This window comes from Dyella silvae (genome assembly GCF_026421305.1).
GTDB classification, from domain to species: Bacteria; Pseudomonadota; Gammaproteobacteria; order Xanthomonadales; family Rhodanobacteraceae; genus Dyella; species Dyella silvae.
Genome location: NZ_JAPJBQ010000009.1, coordinates 1 through 16,653, shown reverse-complemented (window position 1 = coordinate 16,653; position 16,653 = coordinate 1). Strand labels below are relative to the sequence as shown.

Sequence of the window (16,653 nt, the reverse complement as noted above, 5' to 3'; positions counted from 1 at the left end):
CTGCGCCGGAATGACGAGCACAATGGTGACGCTCAGAAAGGCACCACGCCTTGATCGCAACTACAACACATGGGTGAACCGATTCGCCCGGTACGCCTCGAGGCTGGGCGTTGCGCCGTACATCTCCACCACAAACGCGTTGCGTTCGTGCCACATCACTTCCATGTCCCACAGGCAGAACGAGTAGCGGGACATATCTTCGACCCAGCCGGAACCATCATCTGCGGCAACGGCCACGAACATTTCGTTGTCGTTACCCCACCATCCCAGCACGAGGTAGCGTGCGCTCGCGCCGTCATGACAGATGGCGAACGCCGGTGTCTGCGCCCAGCGCACGGGTCGCGCATCCTTCATCGTTTGCAGCTGTGGCGAGTAGCGGGCGAAGTCCACCGCTTGCCCGCTCGACGAAATGCCGTACAGCTTGAGACCGTCCGGGTCCGCGTCGGCGGGCAGGCGATCGATGCGGCGATGCTGGAACACGGGGCCTCCTTTCGTTCTCGGCAAGCGAAACGGCACGGTACAGACTGAGATCATCGCATCGATTGCACGAAGGCGGGCTTACCTATCTAATGGCCCCCGCGTGTCCCTCCGCAGCAATACCCCGTTTGTTCAACACGGCCCATTGTGTGCCGGCCGTGTCGTGGTTCGTACTGATGGTTCCGTGTCCTTCCGCTATACAGGAGCGAGGTATGGAGAGTTCGTATCGACCAACGTCAGCCGACGTGGCTGTCAGCAATGCTTCGGTTCAAACGGCCAGCTGGCCGCGCACCAAGCGACGTCCTTCGCAGTTTTTCTTTGCCAGCACCATGATCGGCCTGGGCGTGCTTGGCCTGATCTATGGCGATGTCGCCATGGTGTGGCAACACATTCCCATAGATCACTTACCCGGTCAGACGCTGGTGGCGTACGCCATCGCGCTGATTGAGCTGGCGTGTGGGGTTGGTTTGCTGTTCGAGTCCACCGCAAGCACGTCGGCAGTCGTATTAACGGTGTTTTTGTTGTTGTGGGTGGTGCTGTTGAAGCTGCCAGCGCTGCTGGTAGCGCCAGCCGTGGAGCTGAGCTGGCTGGGTTTCGGCGAGATTGCCGTGATGCTTGCCGGCGCCTGGGTGTTGCTGGCCACGCAACGAGGCAACACGAGTGATGGTTGGCTGAAGTACATCGCGGGCGAACGCGGCATGCGCCATGCCCGGGTGCTGTTTGCGCTGTCGCTGCCGATGATCGGGCTTTCGCACTTTGTCTACAGCGAACAGACGGCTGCGTTTGTGCCGGCGTGGCTGCCTTACCGGCTCGGCTGGGCGTATCTCACCGGTGCCGGCAGCATCGCCGCGTGCCTTGGCGTGCTGTTTGGCGTGCTGCCACGTCTCGCCGCCACATTGGAAGCGGCGATGCTGTGGATCATCACGTCGCTGGTGTGGGTACCCGCCATCGTCGCCACGCCAACCGACCGCACCACGTGGACGGCTTTCGTCATCTCCGCCGCTATTGCCTGCGGTGCCTGGGTGGTGGCCGACTCCTACCGCACAGCGCCTTACGCCGGGCGCGCTGCCGACTCGTAGGCGCTGACGGCATCCATGACGCGGGCCGAATACACCAGTGCCGCGCCCGCGTTCATGGCCACCGCCACGCCCAGTGCTTCGGCAATTTCCTCATGGCTGGCGCCGTGCTTGAGCGCTTCGGCGGTATGCACGGTGATGCAACCGTCACAGCGTGTCGTGACGGCGACCGCCAGCGAAATCAGCTCGCGCGTCTTGGCATCCAGGTGGCCATTCTTGCTGTTGGCCTTGGTGAGCGTCTGGTAGCCGCCCACCGTGTCCGGGCTCAGCTTGCTGATTTCGCCGATGCGGCCGAGGAGTTCCTTGCGATAGTCGGGCCAGTTCAACATGGGGCATCTCCTGAGAGAGTGAGTCGTCTCCGGGCGGTTCGCCCGGCCGATCTGCCACATGCTGCGCCGGCCCATGGCGGGCCGGCGTGAAGACTGGCCTCACGCCACCGTGACTAACCGCGCGATATCGGCGCGCGTGCCAATGCCCACACATCGACACGCTGCACGCCGGCGCGGCGCAACGCTTTGGCGCATTCGACGAGGGTGGCGCCGGTGGTCATCACGTCGTCGAGCAAGGCAACGTGCGCGGGCAAGGCCATGCCCGATCTGGTCGTGAAGACACCACGCACGTTGCGTCGGCGGGCCAATGCGGAGAGATCGGTCTGGGCTGTGGTGGGGCGCGCGCGCTGCAGCACGTCATGGCGCAGTGGCACATCGAAATGGCGCGCCAATGGCCGGGCCAGTTCCAGCGCCTGGTTGTAGCCGCGCTGACGAAGGCGTGTGCGATGCAGCGGCACCGGCACGATCCACAGCGGGCGGCTATCCGGTGGTAACTCGCGCAACCACAGCGCGGACAACACCCGCCCGGCCGCCAGGTCGGCACCGAATTTGAAGCGCGATTCCAGCCGATCCAGCGGCCACGCATAGCGGAAAGGCACCCACGCCGCTTCCCACGGCGGCGGGCGCTTGATGCACTGGCCACACAGCAAGGTCGGCTGCGCCAGTGGCAACGCGCAACGGAGGCAACAAATACGGTTACGCGGCAGCTCGGCGGCGCAGTCGCGGCAGAGATCCAGGCCGTCGTTGCCCGCTGCGCCGCACAGCAGGCAATGAAACGGCAGAACGAATCGTTGCAGCGCCTTCGCTGCGGGGCGAACCCATGAAAGCGCATTCATGCGCTCGACTCCCTTTCATTGCTTGGGCTTGAACATCGCGGCGTCGAGGATGGACCACAGATGGATGATCCATCCCAGCCACACGATCCACAGGATGGCGGCCAGCACGAACATCACCAGCGCAATCCAGAAACGGCCCTGAACCAGCTGGCCCAGACCCGGGATGAAGAAACTGCAGATGGCCGCGAGCACGTTGCCCGCACTGCCTTGTCCTGCACTCATACCAACGACTCCCACGGAGTAATGGGCCCGATGGTAGCCGCTGCCATACGTCCGCGCATCGTCAACCGGTTATGACTTTTGAAAGTTGACAACAAAAAACGCCCTGCCACACTTTCCGCCAATCCCCACCCAGAGCTGTCGCCATGGCCCAACCGATCCGCCACGACTGGACGCGCGCTGAAGTCGCCGACCTGTTCGCCCTGCCGTTCAACGAGCTGCTGCACCGTGCGCACTCGGTGCATCGCGAACACCACGACCCCAACGCCGTGCAGGTGTCGACCCTGTTGTCGATCAAGACCGGCGGCTGCCCCGAGGATTGCGCCTACTGTCCGCAGGCCGCGCGTTACGACACCGGCGTGGAAGCACAGAAGCTGATGAGCGTGGAAGCCGTGGTGGCCCGCGCGCAGGCGGCAAAGAATGCGGGTGCCAGCCGCTTCTGCATGGGCGCCGCATGGCGCAGCCCTAAAGACCGCGACGTCGTGAAGGTGGCGGAGATCGTGCGCGCCGTGAAGGGCCTTGGCCTGGAAACCTGCGCCACGCTCGGCATGCTCAACGGCGAGCAGGCCACCGCGCTGAAGCAGGCGGGCCTGGACTACTACAACCACAACCTGGATACGGCGCCGGAGTTCTACGGCGAAATCATCCACACCCGCCAGTATCAGGATCGCCTGGATACGCTGGAACACGTGCGCCAAGCAGGCCTTAAGACCTGCTGCGGCGGCATCGTGGGCATGGGCGAGACGCGCGATCAGCGCGCCGGCTTGCTGCAGACACTGGCCACGCTGCCCGAGCACCCGCATTCGGTGCCGATCAACCAGCTGGTGCAGGTGGAAGGCACGCCGCTCAACGGTACCGACGCCATCGACCCGTTCGATTTCGTGCGCACGATTGCCGTGGCACGCATTCTGATGCCGGCCTCGATGGTGCGACTCTCCGCCGGCCGCCAGCAGATGGACGATGCCGTGCAGGCACTGTGTTTCTTCGCCGGCGCCAACTCGATTTTCTACGGCGAAAAGCTGCTCACCACGGGCAACCCCGACGTGGAACACGATCGCCAGCTGTTCAAGCGCCTCAACCTGCATCCACTGGAAGTGGTGGAAGAAGCCGGCACCGTGCATGCAGACATTCTTGAAGCGGATAGCGGCAGCTGTGGTAACGGTTGCGGTTGCAGCGCCGCCGCCTGAATGGCGGTAGCGCCATGACGCGTCCAACGCTCACCGAGCGACTCGCCCAGCGCAGCGCCGAACGCGCGCAAGCTGGCCTGCTGCGTCGCCTGCGCACCATCGAGCATGCCGATGGTGCGTGGGTGCAAAGCCAAGGGCGCCGCCTGCTTTCGTTCTGCAGCAACGACTACCTTGGCCTCGCCCAGCATCCGGCTCTGATCGACGCGCTCAAGCGCGCTGCCGATGACAACGGCGTAGGCAGCGGTTCGGCCCATCTCATCTGCGGCCACCGCACCGCGCACGCCGAGCTGGAAGAAGCCCTGGCGGCGTGGACCGGACGCGAACGCGCGCTGCTGTTTTCCACCGGCTACATGGCCAACCTCGGCGTGATGCAGGCGCTGCTGCAACGCGACGACTTGTGCGTGCAGGACAAACTCAATCACGCCTGCCTGCTCGATGGCGCGCAGCTCGCGGGCGCCGAACTGAAGCGCTATCCGCATGCCGATGTCGAAGCGGCCGCGCGGCAACTTGCCAGCCACACCGACACAGCGGCACTGCTCGCCACCGACGGCGTGTTCAGCATGGATGGCGATATCGCACCGCTAGGCGATCTTGCCGCCCTGTGCCGGCAGGAGAACGCCACCTTCATGGTGGATGACGCACACGGTCTCGGCGTGCTCGGCGCGCAGGGCGAAGGCAGTGTGACTGCCGCCGGGCTCGGTCAGAACGAGGTGCCGGTGCTGATGGCCACGCTGGGCAAAGCGCTGGGCTGCAGCGGCGCGTTCGTGGCGGGATCGGCGGCGTTGATCGATGGCCTGGTCCAGTCCGCGCGCACCTATATCTATACGACCGCCATGCCGCCTGCCCTCGCCGCCGCAACCCTGGCTGCGGTGACGCTGGCCCAGACGGAAAGCTGGCGGCGCAACAAACTGCATACGCTTATCGCCCGTTTCCGTCAGGGTGCTGCCCAGCTCGGCCTGCCCCTGATGCCTTCGCCCACCGCCATCCAGCCGCTGCTGCTGGGCGACGCCCGGATGGCGCTGGATGCTTCGGAAGCCTTGGAGCGACAGGGTTTTCTGGTCACCGCGATCCGCCCGCCCACGGTGCCGCAGGGCAAGGCCAGGCTGCGTATCACGCTGTCTGCGGCACACGAGGAAGCCGATGTGGACCGCCTGCTGGAGGCGCTGTCCGGGCTGCCTGTGAAGCGGCCCGTATAATGGCGGCCTTGCCGTACCCCTCCCCCGCCATGACGATCATCAATCTTTCCGCCTACCGCTTCGTCAGTCTGGACGATCTGCCCGAGCTGCGCGAGCGCATTCGCGAGCGCTGTGAGGCGCTGTCACTCAAGGGCACCATTCTCTTGGCGCCCGAGGGCATCAATCTGTTCCTGGCCGGCCCGAGCGAACCTATCGATACGTTCATGGACTGGCTGCGCACCGATCCGCGTTTTGCGGGTCTGGAGCCGAAGGTGTCGATCTCCGACGAAGTGCCGTTCGGTCGCATGCGTGTGCGCCTGAAGAAAGAAATCATCACCATGCGCATGCCGACCATTCGACCAGAAGGTGGCCGCGCCCCGTCCGTGGCACCGGTGAAGCTGCAGCGCTGGCTGGCGCAGGGACATGACGACGACGGACGCGAAGTGGTGCTGCTGGATACGCGCAACGACTACGAAACGGACGTGGGCCTGTTCAACAACGCGGTGGATTACCGCATTGCCAGCTTCACGGAATTTCCCGCGGCGATCGCTGCTGATCGCGCACGCTTCGAGAACAAGACGGTGGTGTCGTACTGCACGGGTGGCATCCGTTGCGAGAAAGCCGTGCTGCATATGCAGGACATCGGCATCGGCAACGTCTATCAGCTCGAAGGCGGCATTCTGAAGTACTTCGAGGAAACCGACGGGACGCATTGGCAAGGGGACTGCTTCGTGTTTGATGAGCGTGGCGCTGTAGACAAAGATCTCGCACCCGCCGCACTTCTCCCTCTCCCCTTCGGGGAGAGGGCCGGGGTGAGGGGTCAATCTTGCGAAGAACTCGCCTTGAGCAACTCCACCGCAAGCACCCACCCCTCACCCCAACCCTCTCCCCAGATGGGAGAGGGAGCCAAGAGCGCATGAGCCTCCACATCGAAACCCGCGGCCACGGCGACATCCCCGTGGTGATTCTCCACGGCTGGGCCATGCACGGCGGCATGATGGAGCCGCTGTGCGAGGTGCTGGCCGATCGCTGCACCATGCACGTGGTCGATCTTCCCGGCCACGGCTACTCGCGCGACAGCACGTTGCCGCTGGAACCGTCCGTGTGCGCCGAAGCGATCGCGCGCATGACGCCGGCCGCCATCTGGATCGGCTGGTCGCTTGGCGGCCTCATCGCGATGACTGCGGCGCTGGAGCATCCGCACCATGTGCGCGGGCTTGGCATTATCGACGGCACACCGAAGTTCTCGCGCGGCGACGACTGGCCGCACGGCAGCGACCCCAAACTGGTACGCCAGCTCGCCACCGATCTGGAAACCGACTATCACGGCACGCTGGAGCGCTTCATCGCGCTGGAGGCCATGGGCAGCCGCGATCCCATGGCCGAAGTGCGTCACCTGCGCAACCTGATCTTCCAGCGCGGCGAACCCGATCTGCGCGTGCTGCAGGAAGGCATCCGCATTCTCGAAGTCACCGATCGCCGCGCCGATCTCGCCAATCTCGACGTACCCAATGCATGGATCGTGGGCCATCGCGACCGCATCGTGCCGCCGCCTGCCATGGCGTGGTCGGCCGGGCAGGCGCGTGGCAGCTACGTTGAAATCGCGCATGCCGGCCATGCGCCGTTCTTTGGCTATGCCGATGACGTCGCGAACGCGCTGACGCCGGTGCTGGACAGCTTCCGATGACCGACTCGCATTTCGACCGCCAGCAAGTGCGCCGCAATTTCGGCCGCGCGGCGAACACCTATGAACAGCATGATGCCTTGCAACGCGAGGTGCAGACGCTGCTGCTCGACCGCCTGGGCTTCTATCTGGACACGCCCGAGCGCGTGATCGACGTGGGCGCAGGCACCGGTCGCGGCACAGCGCTGTTGCGCAAGCGCTATCCCAAGGCGCAAGTGGTCGCGATGGATCTTGCGCTGCCCATGTTGCGCGCGGCCAAGAAGCACAACAGCTGGCTCAAGCCGTTCCAGCGCGTATGCGCCGAAGCCACCGCGTTGCCCTTGCCCGATCACAGCGTCGATGTGCTGCACTCCAACCTGTGCTTCCAGTGGATCGACGATCTGCCCGCACTGTTCGGCGAATGCGTGCGCGTGCTCAAGCCGGGCGGCCTGCTGGTGTTTTCCACCTTCGGACCGGATACGTTGAAAGAGCTTCGCGCCGCCTGGGCCGAAGCCGACCAGCAACCTCATGTCAGCCGCTTCCTCGACATGCACGACCTGGGCGATGCGATGATCAACGCGGGCCTGCGCGACCCCGTGCTGGATGTGGATCGCTACACGCTGACCTATAGCGAGCCCCGCATGTTGCTGAAGGAGTTGCAGGGGCTTGGCGCCACCAACGCCGATCGCGAACGCGAGCGTCATCTGCTCGGCAAGGCGCATTACCAGCGCATGCTGGCCGCCTACGAAACCATGCGTGTCGATGGGCGTATTCCGGCGACCTGGGAAGTGGTGACCGCGCATGCCTGGGGCCCACCGCCGGGTCAGTCCCGCCGCTTGGCGGGCGGCGGCGAAATCGCGAGCTTTTCCATCGATAGCCTGCGCGGTTCGCGCCGCCGTTGAGCCGCTGGCGAGCGATCAATCAATGCGAAATCGCCCCTCGCCGAGACGACTGTCGATGTAATGGCCCAGGCCATCGACGACGTTCTGGTCGCAATGACGTTCCGTATATGAAGCCGGCGCTACAGTGACCGGTGTGGCGGCAAGGTCGGTCAGAACGGTCTGGTCGGGTTTTGAAGTCGCCGCCGGCACCTTGGGAAATGAGAAGCCGAAGAACAGCATGATGGCAATCCTCGTGTGGTGCCCGTCAGGTGGGCAGCACCGACACTAGGCCAACTGGACGCACGCAAAAAGCGAGACTTTTGCAATCCAGAATTGAGGCTATTTCAACATGAGCCGACCGCCACTCACCGCGCTGCAAGGCTTTGTGCTTGCTGCTCGCACCGGCAATCTTTCGCTGGCGGCCCGGCATATGCATCTCACCACCAGCGCCTTGAGTCACCAGATCCGCGGACTGGAGGATCGCCTTGGTCAACGCGTTTTCGTCCGCGGTCCGCGCGGTGTCGACCTCACGCCGGAGGGCGCGCGGCTGCTTGAGCTGGTGGGGCCGCAATTTGAATCCATTGAGCGCGCGCTGCACGAATTCATTGCGCCACCGTCCGACGAACTCACCATCAGCGTTATGCCTTCCGTGGCATCGAGCTGGCTGGTGCCAAGATTGTCGCGATTCGTCTCCGCGCATCCTCAGCTGCATCTGAACCTGCAATCGACGGCGGCGCTGGTGGATTTCTCGCGCGAGTCGGTCGATGCGGCCTTGCGCTTTGGTCCCGGCGAGTGGCCGGATCTTCGCGCCGATCATCTGTTTGACGACTGGCTGACGCCGATTGCCAGTCCGGACCTGATCAAACGATTGGGCCGCCCCACGCAAAAGAATCTGTCGGAATGGCCGCTGCTACGCGATCCTGAAAACGTGTGGGCGAAATGGTTTCGCACGTTTGGCGGTGTGCCGCCAAACCGGTATCTTGCGCATTTCGACGATACCGAAACACTGCATCACGCCGCCGTCGAAGGCATGGGCATTGCGCTCGGGCGACTCACCATGGCGCGACCGCTGGTGGAATCGGGGCAACTGATACTGCTTAGCCGGCGCCGCTTACGCGCGGACTTTGCGCACTATCTGGTGTATCCGGCGCGTTCTTCGCAACATCCGGCGCTGCTCGCCTTCCGCGCATGGCTACTCGAAGAGGCCCGGCGTTATGCGCAAGAGCCGCAGCGCCTGCCACGGGCACTGATCCGCCATCGGCATCATTGATCAGGACGCTTTGTGGCGGAAGCAGCTCACCACGTGATCGTTGACCATGCCGGTGGCCTGCATGAAGGCGTAGCAGATGGTGGTACCGACGAAGCGGAAGCCGCGCTTTTTCAGATCCTTGCTCATGCGATCTGACAGCGGCGTGCTGGCGGGCACATCGCCCTGTCCGGTCCAGCGGTTACGAATGGGCTTTCCGTCGACGAAGGACCACAGGTAACGATCCAGGCTGCCGTGTTCGTCGATGACCTGAAGCGACGCCACGGCATTGTCGCGCGCGGCATAGACCTTGAGGCGATTACGCACGATGCCGGGGTCGAGCAGCGCCTTCTCCAGTTCGCGATCCTTCATCGCCGCCACGCGCGCGATATCGAAGTCATGGAAAACGCGCCGATAGTGGTCGCGCTTGAGCAGGATGGTGCGCCACGACAACCCCGCTTGCGCACCTTCAAGGCACAGAAACTCAAACAGTGCCTGATCGTCATGCAACGGCGTGCCCCACTCGGTGTCGTGGTAGTCGTGCATGTCCGCGCTGTCGCCCCAGGCGCAACGTTGCTTCGATGTCTTAGGTGCCATGACGGATATCCTTCTCGGGTCGACGGGTGACACATACGCAACGCACGCGACAGCTCCGGAACGACCGGGTGCGCAATGGAATGACACGTCATCCACTTGCAAGCTGTCTGGCAAGCCACGACGCTATCCCACCCATGCGCGCCGGACAAGGGCAGCATCGGCGCACTCATCCATCCCAGATTCTCCTCCATGACATCGCCATCCTCATCCCGCGGCGCCGTACTGGCGCTACTCGTCACCATCCTCATCTGGGCCTACAGCTGGGTCGTGATGAAGCAGGTGCTCTCCCACGCGGGTCCTTTCGACTTTGCGGCGATTCGCTACGTACTGGGCGCGCTGGTGCTGCTGGGTGCATTGGTAGTGTTTCGCCAACCGCTCCGTCCGCCGCCGCTGCTGCCCACGATAGCCATCGGCCTGTGCCAGACCACCGCCTTTCAAGGGTTGGGTCAATGGGCTCTGGTGAACGGCGGCGCCGGACACGTCGCACTACTGGCCTACACCATGCCGTTCTGGGCCGTACTGCTTGCGTGGTTCATCCTGCAGGAGCGACTGACGCCGCAACGATGGTTTGGCCTCGGCCTCGCTGCCGTCGGCCTTACCTGCATCATCGAACCATGGCATGGCCTGGGAAACACCGGCAGTACCGTGCTGGCGATCGGCGCAGGCGCCGCATGGGCGATGGGCACCGTGCTCAGCAAGCGGGTGTTTCTGCGTTACGGGCCCACACCCCTCAACCTCACGGCGTGGCAGATGCTGTTCGGCGCGCTCGCGCTGGTGGTGATCGCGCTTTGCGTGCCGCAACGCTCCATCGACTGGAGCTGGGGATTTATCGGCGGACTGGCCTATAGCGTAGTGATGGCATCCAGCATCGCCTGGGGCCTGTGGCTGCTTGTGCTGCATCGGCTGCCGACCGCCGTGGCAAGCCTGGCGAGTCTTGGCGTGCCTATCGTCAGCGTGCTGCTGGCCTGGGCCATCCTGCACGAGCGCCCGAGCGTGATGGAAGCCGTCGGCATCGTGTTTATCTTGCTAGGTCTGGTGGCTGTGAGTGGCCTTCGCCTGCGGCGCAGCTGAAGCGCGCGCTCTTTCCCTCTCCCCAGAAGGGAGAGGAAAAAGACAGGTCACCAGGGAAGCGCGTCGATATCGACATTGCCACCCGTGAGAATCAACCCCACGCGCTGCCCCTTGAAGCGCTCCGGCCGCTTCAACACGGCCGCCAGCACCGTGGCGCTTGAGGTCTCCACCACGATCTTCAGCTCGTTCCAGAGCAGCCTCATCGCGGCAATGACTTCGTCGTCACTGACCGTGGTCACCTCGACGCGATGCATGCGCAATGCGTCGAAATTGGTCTCCCCAATCAAGGTACGCAAGCCATCGCAGATGGTGTCGGGCGCAAAGGGCCCCACGCGCTGACCCGCCGCGAGCGAACGGGCCGCATCATCCGCGCCCATCGGTTCGGCACCGTGAATGGCCAACTGCGGCGCGACACCGTGAGCCGCAATGGCGGTGCCCGCATTCAGGCCACCACCACCCACCGGCGTCATCACGGCATCCAGACCGCTCACCTGTTGCAGCAGCTCCAGCACGGCCGTGCCCTGACCAGCCATCACACGCGTATCGGCGAACGGATGCACCAGCTCCGCACCTGTGGCGGCACGTACTTCTTCAGCCTTGGCTTCACGCGCTGCCTGTGTCGGCTCACAGCGATGCAGGATGGCCCCGGCCCGCTCGATCGCTTCGACCTTGGTGCGCACCGCGCCAACCGGAACGATCACGTGCGCCGGAATGCCACGTGTGGCGGCCGCCAGCGCCAGTGCATTGCCGTGGTTGCCGGAGGAATGAGTGACCACGCCACGTGCGGCCTGCTCATCGTCCATCGACCACACGGCATTGCAGGCGCCACGGAACTTGAAGGCACCGCCACGCTGAAGGTTCTCGCACTTGAAGTAGAGGTCGGCGCCGCTCAGCGCGTTGAGCACGGTGCTGCGCAGCACCGGCGTCAACACCGCGTAGGGCGCAATGCGCGCGGCGGCTTCCAGTATCTGCGCGTAGCTGGGCAGTGCAGCGGGATTCGTGGCGTGACTCATGCGCTTTCGATCTCCACGCCGCAGAGGAACCGCCGCTCGGCGCCGGGCTCGAGCCGAATGGTTGCGGCGCAATCCGGGCGATTGAAGGCATCTGCCCAGCTTTCCATCGGCTCCAGCGCCACCGACCGCCGGACATCGCGTGTCACGGTATCGGCGGTAAAGGCCAGCATCACACCCGACGACTGCCACATGGCAATGGCCAGTCCGCTTTCCGGATCGCGCAACCGGGTACGCGCGCGGCCATCCGCATCACAACGAAGATCGGTGAACGCGTGATTGAGCTCGCGTGCGCCGATCGGCTGCCGTTGGCGGAAATCCAGCCCGGGCTCGCTATCGAGCGACACGCGCGCTTCATCACCGGGTATCGGAATGAAACCGGCATCGGTGCGTACCACCGTATCGGCGGGGATCTGCAACTCCCAGCCATCGATCGGCCCGTCGGAAAGCCGGAAGTACGGATGCCAGCCGAAGAAGCATGGCGCTGCCTCGTCCCCCACATTACGCATGACGGTCTCCAGCGTGAGTCCGTTGGCGCCGAGCGTATAAGTCACTGCAAGATCGATCGCGAACGGATAACCCGGATGCGCGCCGGGATGAATGGCATGCGTGGAGAACGTGACGCGTGCGCCCTGCGCATCGGCGGAAAGGTCGGCCACGGTGAAGTCCACGCCACGCACAAACCCGTGCCGCGCAGCACGCGACGCACCCTCGACGCCCGGCTGCAGGTCATAGGGTTCACCATCGAACAGATAGCGTGCATCGTCGATGCGGTTGGCGAACGGCACCATGATCGCGAAGCGGGAGCTGGGCCGCGTGTCGAGTTCGCCGGCATCGCGGTAACCGTCGGCGATGTCGTAGACGCCATGCTTCGTAGGCAGTTCGAAGCTCAGCAGGGTGGCGCCGCGCCGTGCGATGCGCACCCGCCGCCCCCGGCTGGGATCGCTGAGCACGACGATCTCGTGATGGCCCACGTGCCCGCGTTCCGCAAGATAGTCCGCCATTGCCTTGTCCTGCCTGGAAAGGCCCGCATGTTAGCCTGACTAGCCTCTATCCCCCCAGCCGTACCCATGAGCAACCGCAACGACGCCTCCACCACGCCGATCCGACTCAGCGACTATCGCGCCCCCGCCTGGCGCGTGTCGGCCATCGAACTGGCTTTTGACCTCGGCATCGACACCACGGAAGTGACGTCGAAGCTGCATCTGCGACGCGATCCTGACCAGCAAGCGCCGTTGCGACTGGATGGCGAAGGCCTGGAATTGCTGTCGATTGCACTGGATGGCCAGCCCTTGCCAGAGAGCGCCTGGCGCTACGCCAACCAGGTTCTGGAGGTGGATGGCGCGCGCGACGGCAGCTTGCTGGAAACGCGCGTGCGTGTGCAGCCGGCCGCCAATACCGCACTGGAAGGCCTGTACCTGTCGGGCTCGCGTGAAGCAGGCTTTCTGCTCACCCAGTGCGAGGCCGAAGGGTTTCGCCACATCACCTTTTTCCCGGACCGTCCCGACGTACTGGCCAGCTATACGGTGACACTGCGCGCCGACCGCGACCGGTTCCCGGTGTTGCTGGCCGGCGGCAATCCGGATGGGCATGGCGAACTGGGCGACGGTCGCCATTGGGCCCGTTTCGTCGACCCGCACCCGAAGCCGAGCTATTTGTTCGCCCTGGTGGCCGGGCGCCTGCAGCACATCGAGCGCAACTACATCACCGGGAGCGGCCGCAAGGTGCAGCTGGTGATCTGGGCCGAGCCGGATGCCATTGGCCGCTGTGGCTACGCCATGGATGCGCTGGAGCGCTCGATGCGCTGGGACGAAGAAGCCTACGGCCGCGAGTATGACCTCGACGTGTTCCATGTCGTGGCGACGCACGACTTCAACATGGGTGCGATGGAGAACAAGGGCCTCAATATCTTCAACGCGAAGTATCTGCTGGCCGATCCCGATTCGAGCACCGACGATGAATACCGCGCAGTGGAAGCAGTGGTCGCGCACGAATACTTCCATAACTGGAGTGGCAACCGTGTCACCTGCCGCGACTGGTTTCAGCTGTCGCTGAAGGAAGGCCTCACCGTATTCCGCGAACAACAGTTTTCGGCGGACATGAATTCCGCGCCGCTCAAGCGCATCGAAGACGTCGCGCTGCTGCGCCGCGCACAGTTTCCCGAAGATGCCGGCCCGCTCGCGCATCCGGTGCGCCCCGCCCAGTACAGCGAGATCAACAATTTCTATACCGCCACCGTCTACGAGAAAGGCTCTGAGCTGGTGCGCATGGTGGCTGGCCGACTGGGCCGTGAAGGCTTCCGTCGCGGGATGGATCTGTACTTCTCGCGCAACGATGGCCATGCGGCCACGCTGGAAGATTTCCTCGGCGCACTCGGCGACGCCAATCAGATGGACCTGATGCCTTATCTGGCGTGGTATGCGCAGGCGGGCACGCCGCGCGTCAGCGCACGCGGTCATTACGATGCCGCGCACCGCACCTATACGCTGACGCTGTCGCAACATACGCCGGCAACGCCAAGCCAGCCACACAAGCAGCCAGTTCCCATTCCGGTGAAACTGGCGCTGTTTGATCGCGACGGGCGCATGTTGCCGTTGCACCTGGCTGGCGATAACGCAACGGCATCCGGTGACTCCGAACGTGTGGTGGTGCTGGATCGGACGGAACAGGCGTTTGTGTTCCAGCACGTGCATGCGGCCCCGGTGCCTTCGCTGCTTCGTGGCTTTTCCGCGCCGGTTATTCTCGAGTGCGATTACGCACCCGGTGAACTGGCACTGCTGCTGCGCCACGACGTCGACGGCTTCAATCGCTGGGAGGCTGGCCAGCAACTGGCGGCTCGCGCCTTCGACAACCTCCGTGATGGCAAGACCACCGACTCGCTCGACGCGTGGTGCGACGCGCTGGCGGCACTCTTTGGCGACAGCACGCTGGACGATGCCCTGCTCGCCGATCTGCTGACCCCGCCGGGTGAGATTGAGTTGGCCGAGCGCGAGCGCGTGGTCGACCCGTCGCACGTCCACGTGCTGCGCCAGCAGCTGCAGGAACAGCTGGCGTTGCGCATCGGTCGTGAAGCGCTGCAACAACGCTATGACGCGCTGCTGGCACACACGACGCTGGAACTGGATGCGATCAGCCAGGGGCGTCGCCGCCTCAAGCGCCGCGTGCTTGAGTTGATCGCGCGTATCGATCCATGGACTGCGCACACACTGGCCACACTGCAGTACGACAACGCGCCCAGCATGACTGATCGACTGGCAGCACTGTCCGTACTCGTTCGGGGCAATGCGCCTCAGGCGCGTGCGGCGCTGCTGCATTTCCGCGAGCGCTATGCGGACAACCCGCTGGCGATGGACAAATGGTTCTCCGTACAGACACAGCTCCCCGGCGAGACGGTGGTTGAGCGCGTGCTCGCGCTGGAGAGCGACGGTGCGTTTACCCTGAAGAATCCCAACCGCGTGAATGCGCTGTTCGGCAGCTGGGCGCGCAGCAACCCGGATGGCTTCCATCGCGCTGACGGCAGCGGCTACCAGCTACTCGCCCAACGGCTGCAGCAGCTTGACGCGATCAACCCGCAAGTGGCCGCACGGCTGGCCACGGCGTTCAACGGATGGCAACGCCTTGAGCCAGGCCGCCATGCCGCTGCGCGTGCCGCCATCGACACGCTCGCTTCGCGGCCGGGCCTGTCGCGCAACCTCAGGGAAATCGTGCAAGGCATGCAGCACGGCTGACACCGGCGGCACGTTCAAAGGAGCGCCCGAGTGCTTCCCGCCAGCAGCGGGGCACCCGGGCGTAAGAGGGTGTTACGGGAAACCTGCAGGCGGGAGGGCCTGCGCTGATGCGGGCGAGCGTTCAGACGTCCAAACGCCCACCGTGCCGGTCGCAAAACTAGACGGCGAGACGTTCCAGCTCATCACGAAGACGGCTCATACGCGACACCAGACGCGGGCGAAGCGCCTGACGTTCGTTCTCGCTGCGCTCTTCCAGATATTCCATGGCCATTTCGACACGGCCAAGTTCGATCAGTAGATCGTGGTGCTGATAAACGGGTTGGAAATCCATGCTGAGTTCCATCACCTGACCCTCCACAACGGCAGTCCTCGACTGGCAAATGGAAGGAAGCAACAGCCGTGCCATCAGCGTGATGGACATCACGTTTATCTTGGCGGTGGATCACGAAATGACGCTGCGCGTCAGCAGGTGCCGAGAGTTGACACAAACGGGCGTTTTAGTCACTTCACGTTCACGCTGCAGGGGTAAATATCCAACCCCAGACGGGCGGCAAATCACCGCTGCCAGCAAACTGTTTTTCGGTTTCTGGCGCCCGGCAACACGGTCATCCTGGATTCCCCCTGTTCCTGAGACCGCCGGGCGCCAGATCTTATATAGGCCCGTAAGCGCATGTTTTTCGCGCAAGGCCTGAAAAAAACGACGGCGCCCCAAGGGGCGCCGTCTTGCTTCCTCTCCCGGCACGCAACCGAGCCCCTGTCGCTCGATCTCAGCACGCGTTATCGCGCCGCTTCTGCCCGTGGAAAGTGCACTTAAGTCAAAGCAGGAAGCGTGCCAGCGGCCGGAAGGCCTGGCAGGCGGTACCATTAGCGACCAGAAAGGTCCAAACCTGCGCGTTCGGGGCAGTTGTAGAGCCTGCTCTGTCTCTATTCGTGGCCTGCGCCGGGAGCTGTTTGCCCGCCAGACCAGGAAGAGCGAGGAAGTGTATGTCGATACACGACCGAGTGATGACGCAGGCTGGTGGGCAAACAGACCCGGCCCGGAGGGTTGGTCACATGCGGCCGCCAGGGAGTGGGTCGCGGCTTGACCTGACGGCCAGTCAGGTGCTGCGCCACGCCCCACTCCCTGGCGGCCGCATGTGACCAACGCAGGCTACGAAT

18 protein-coding genes are annotated in these 16,653 nt (G+C 64.1%); 9 read left to right on the top strand and 9 right to left on the bottom strand.

Annotated elements, in window-relative coordinates; translation table 11 throughout:
• Positions 1-60 precede the first annotated feature (60 nt).
• Positions 61-480, bottom strand: a complete 420-nt coding sequence (locus OQE56_RS17675; RefSeq protein WP_267226033.1) for a hypothetical protein — start codon at positions 478-480, stop codon at positions 61-63.
• Positions 481-689: 209 nt separating this feature from the next.
• On the opposite strand from OQE56_RS17675, the gene OQE56_RS17670 reads away from it, so the two are divergent.
• Positions 690-1,556, top strand: coding sequence for a DoxX family protein (locus OQE56_RS17670; RefSeq protein ID WP_267226032.1), 867 nt, complete (start codon positions 690-692; stop codon positions 1,554-1,556).
• On the opposite strand, the gene OQE56_RS17665 is transcribed toward OQE56_RS17670, so the two are convergent.
• The 3 genes from OQE56_RS17665 to OQE56_RS17655 all read right to left on the bottom strand — a co-directional run bounded on the left by OQE56_RS17665 (position 1,529) and on the right by OQE56_RS17655 (position 2,940).
• Entirely contained in the window at positions 1,529-1,882 is a 354-nt protein-coding gene (locus OQE56_RS17665) for a carboxymuconolactone decarboxylase family protein (protein WP_267226030.1), read from the bottom strand. The genes OQE56_RS17670 and OQE56_RS17665 overlap by 28 nt on opposite strands.
• A gap of 113 nt (positions 1,883-1,995) precedes the next feature.
• Positions 1,996-2,718, bottom strand: a complete 723-nt coding sequence (locus OQE56_RS17660; RefSeq protein ID WP_267226028.1) for a ComF family protein — start codon at positions 2,716-2,718, stop codon at positions 1,996-1,998.
• Between the two features lie 15 nt (positions 2,719-2,733).
• Positions 2,734-2,940: a hypothetical protein gene (locus tag OQE56_RS17655; RefSeq protein WP_267226026.1), complete on the bottom strand. Its 207-nt coding sequence runs from the start codon at positions 2,938-2,940 to the stop codon at positions 2,734-2,736.
• A 143-nt stretch (positions 2,941-3,083) separates the two neighbouring features.
• On the opposite strand from OQE56_RS17655, the gene bioB reads away from it, so the two are divergent.
• The 5 genes from bioB to bioC are packed head-to-tail and all read left to right on the top strand — an operon-like array spanning position 3,084 to position 7,864.
• Positions 3,084-4,124, top strand: coding sequence for a biotin synthase BioB (bioB, locus tag OQE56_RS17650; protein ID WP_267226024.1), 1,041 nt, complete (start codon positions 3,084-3,086; stop codon positions 4,122-4,124).
• A 14-nt stretch (positions 4,125-4,138) separates the two neighbouring features.
• The gene (gene bioF, locus OQE56_RS17645; RefSeq protein WP_267226022.1) at positions 4,139-5,320 is read left to right on the top strand and encodes an 8-amino-7-oxononanoate synthase; all 1,182 of its coding nucleotides are present in this window, start codon (positions 4,139-4,141) and stop codon (positions 5,318-5,320) included.
• An 8-nt stretch (positions 5,321-5,328) separates the two neighbouring features.
• Positions 5,329-6,219, top strand: coding sequence for a sulfurtransferase (locus OQE56_RS17640; protein ID WP_345781168.1), 891 nt, complete (start codon positions 5,329-5,331; stop codon positions 6,217-6,219).
• Complete coding sequence (gene bioH, locus OQE56_RS17635; RefSeq protein ID WP_267226018.1) at positions 6,216-6,986, top strand: pimeloyl-ACP methyl ester esterase BioH; 771 nt, start codon at positions 6,216-6,218, stop codon at positions 6,984-6,986. The genes OQE56_RS17640 and bioH overlap by 4 nt, the downstream gene beginning before the upstream one ends.
• A complete protein-coding gene (gene bioC / locus OQE56_RS17630; RefSeq protein ID WP_267226017.1) occupies positions 6,983-7,864 on the top strand; it encodes a malonyl-ACP O-methyltransferase BioC in 882 nt (293 codons plus the stop codon). Before bioH ends, bioC begins: the two co-directional genes overlap by 4 nt.
• A 15-nt stretch (positions 7,865-7,879) precedes the next feature.
• On the opposite strand, the gene OQE56_RS17625 is transcribed toward bioC, so the two are convergent.
• Positions 7,880-8,083 carry a hypothetical protein gene (locus tag OQE56_RS17625; protein ID WP_267226015.1) on the bottom strand — a complete coding sequence of 68 codons (204 nt, stop codon included), beginning with the start codon at positions 8,081-8,083 and terminating at the stop codon, positions 7,880-7,882.
• Between the two features lie 109 nt (positions 8,084-8,192).
• Here OQE56_RS17625 and OQE56_RS17620 point away from each other — a divergent pair, with 109 nt between their 5' ends.
• The gene (locus tag OQE56_RS17620; protein WP_267226014.1) at positions 8,193-9,113 is read left to right on the top strand and encodes a LysR substrate-binding domain-containing protein; all 921 of its coding nucleotides are present in this window, start codon (positions 8,193-8,195) and stop codon (positions 9,111-9,113) included.
• On the opposite strand, the gene OQE56_RS17615 is transcribed toward OQE56_RS17620, so the two are convergent.
• Positions 9,114-9,686, bottom strand: coding sequence for a DNA-3-methyladenine glycosylase I (locus OQE56_RS17615; protein ID WP_267226012.1), 573 nt, complete (start codon positions 9,684-9,686; stop codon positions 9,114-9,116).
• A gap of 189 nt (positions 9,687-9,875) precedes the next feature.
• Between OQE56_RS17615 and OQE56_RS17610 the strand changes: the two genes are divergently transcribed.
• Positions 9,876-10,757 (top strand): DMT family transporter, encoded by an 882-nt coding sequence (locus OQE56_RS17610; RefSeq protein WP_267226010.1) that lies wholly within the window; start codon positions 9,876-9,878, stop codon positions 10,755-10,757.
• 47 nt (positions 10,758-10,804) lie between these two features.
• Here OQE56_RS17610 and OQE56_RS17605 read toward each other — a convergent pair whose 3' ends face one another.
• Entirely contained in the window at positions 10,805-11,770 is a 966-nt protein-coding gene (locus tag OQE56_RS17605) for a pyridoxal-phosphate dependent enzyme (protein WP_267226008.1), read from the bottom strand.
• Complete coding sequence (locus tag OQE56_RS17600) at positions 11,767-12,771, bottom strand: aldose 1-epimerase (RefSeq protein ID WP_267226006.1); 1,005 nt, start codon at positions 12,769-12,771, stop codon at positions 11,767-11,769. Before OQE56_RS17600 ends, OQE56_RS17605 begins: the two co-directional genes overlap by 4 nt.
• Before the next feature lie 66 nt (positions 12,772-12,837).
• Here OQE56_RS17600 and pepN point away from each other — a divergent pair, with 66 nt between their 5' ends.
• Entirely contained in the window at positions 12,838-15,495 is a 2,658-nt protein-coding gene (gene pepN / locus OQE56_RS17595) for an aminopeptidase N (protein WP_267226004.1), read from the top strand.
• A gap of 157 nt (positions 15,496-15,652) precedes the next feature.
• Here pepN and OQE56_RS17590 read toward each other — a convergent pair whose 3' ends face one another.
• Positions 15,653-15,916 carry a hypothetical protein gene (locus OQE56_RS17590; protein WP_267226002.1) on the bottom strand — a complete coding sequence of 88 codons (264 nt, stop codon included), beginning with the start codon at positions 15,914-15,916 and terminating at the stop codon, positions 15,653-15,655.
• Positions 15,917-16,653 lie beyond the last annotated feature (737 nt).

What these genes read in the sequence shown, in the direction of transcription:
- OQE56_RS17670 (WP_267226032.1), top strand. Translation starts at nt 690, where the DNA reads ATGGAGAGTTCGTATCGACCAACGTCAGCCGACGTGGCTGTCAGCAAT.
- OQE56_RS17590 (WP_267226002.1), bottom strand. Translation starts at nt 15,916, where the DNA reads ATGTCCATCACGCTGATGGCACGGCTGTTGCTTCCTTCCATTTGCCAG.
- OQE56_RS17620 (WP_267226014.1), top strand. Translation starts at nt 8,193, where the DNA reads ATGAGCCGACCGCCACTCACCGCGCTGCAAGGCTTTGTGCTTGCTGCT.
- bioH (WP_267226018.1), top strand. Translation starts at nt 6,216, where the DNA reads ATGAGCCTCCACATCGAAACCCGCGGCCACGGCGACATCCCCGTGGTG.
- OQE56_RS17655 (WP_267226026.1), bottom strand. Translation starts at nt 2,940, where the DNA reads ATGAGTGCAGGACAAGGCAGTGCGGGCAACGTGCTCGCGGCCATCTGC.
- bioB (WP_267226024.1), top strand. Translation starts at nt 3,084, where the DNA reads ATGGCCCAACCGATCCGCCACGACTGGACGCGCGCTGAAGTCGCCGAC.
- OQE56_RS17660 (WP_267226028.1), bottom strand. Translation starts at nt 2,718, where the DNA reads ATGAATGCGCTTTCATGGGTTCGCCCCGCAGCGAAGGCGCTGCAACGA.
- OQE56_RS17610 (WP_267226010.1), top strand. Translation starts at nt 9,876, where the DNA reads ATGACATCGCCATCCTCATCCCGCGGCGCCGTACTGGCGCTACTCGTC.
- pepN (WP_267226004.1), top strand. Translation starts at nt 12,838, where the DNA reads ATGAGCAACCGCAACGACGCCTCCACCACGCCGATCCGACTCAGCGAC.
- OQE56_RS17605 (WP_267226008.1), bottom strand. Translation starts at nt 11,770, where the DNA reads ATGAGTCACGCCACGAATCCCGCTGCACTGCCCAGCTACGCGCAGATA.
- OQE56_RS17615 (WP_267226012.1), bottom strand. Translation starts at nt 9,686, where the DNA reads ATGGCACCTAAGACATCGAAGCAACGTTGCGCCTGGGGCGACAGCGCG.
- OQE56_RS17600 (WP_267226006.1), bottom strand. Translation starts at nt 12,771, where the DNA reads ATGGCGGACTATCTTGCGGAACGCGGGCACGTGGGCCATCACGAGATC.
- OQE56_RS17665 (WP_267226030.1), bottom strand. Translation starts at nt 1,882, where the DNA reads ATGTTGAACTGGCCCGACTATCGCAAGGAACTCCTCGGCCGCATCGGC.
- bioF (WP_267226022.1), top strand. Translation starts at nt 4,139, where the DNA reads ATGACGCGTCCAACGCTCACCGAGCGACTCGCCCAGCGCAGCGCCGAA.
- OQE56_RS17625 (WP_267226015.1), bottom strand. Translation starts at nt 8,083, where the DNA reads ATGCTGTTCTTCGGCTTCTCATTTCCCAAGGTGCCGGCGGCGACTTCA.
- bioC (WP_267226017.1), top strand. Translation starts at nt 6,983, where the DNA reads ATGACCGACTCGCATTTCGACCGCCAGCAAGTGCGCCGCAATTTCGGC.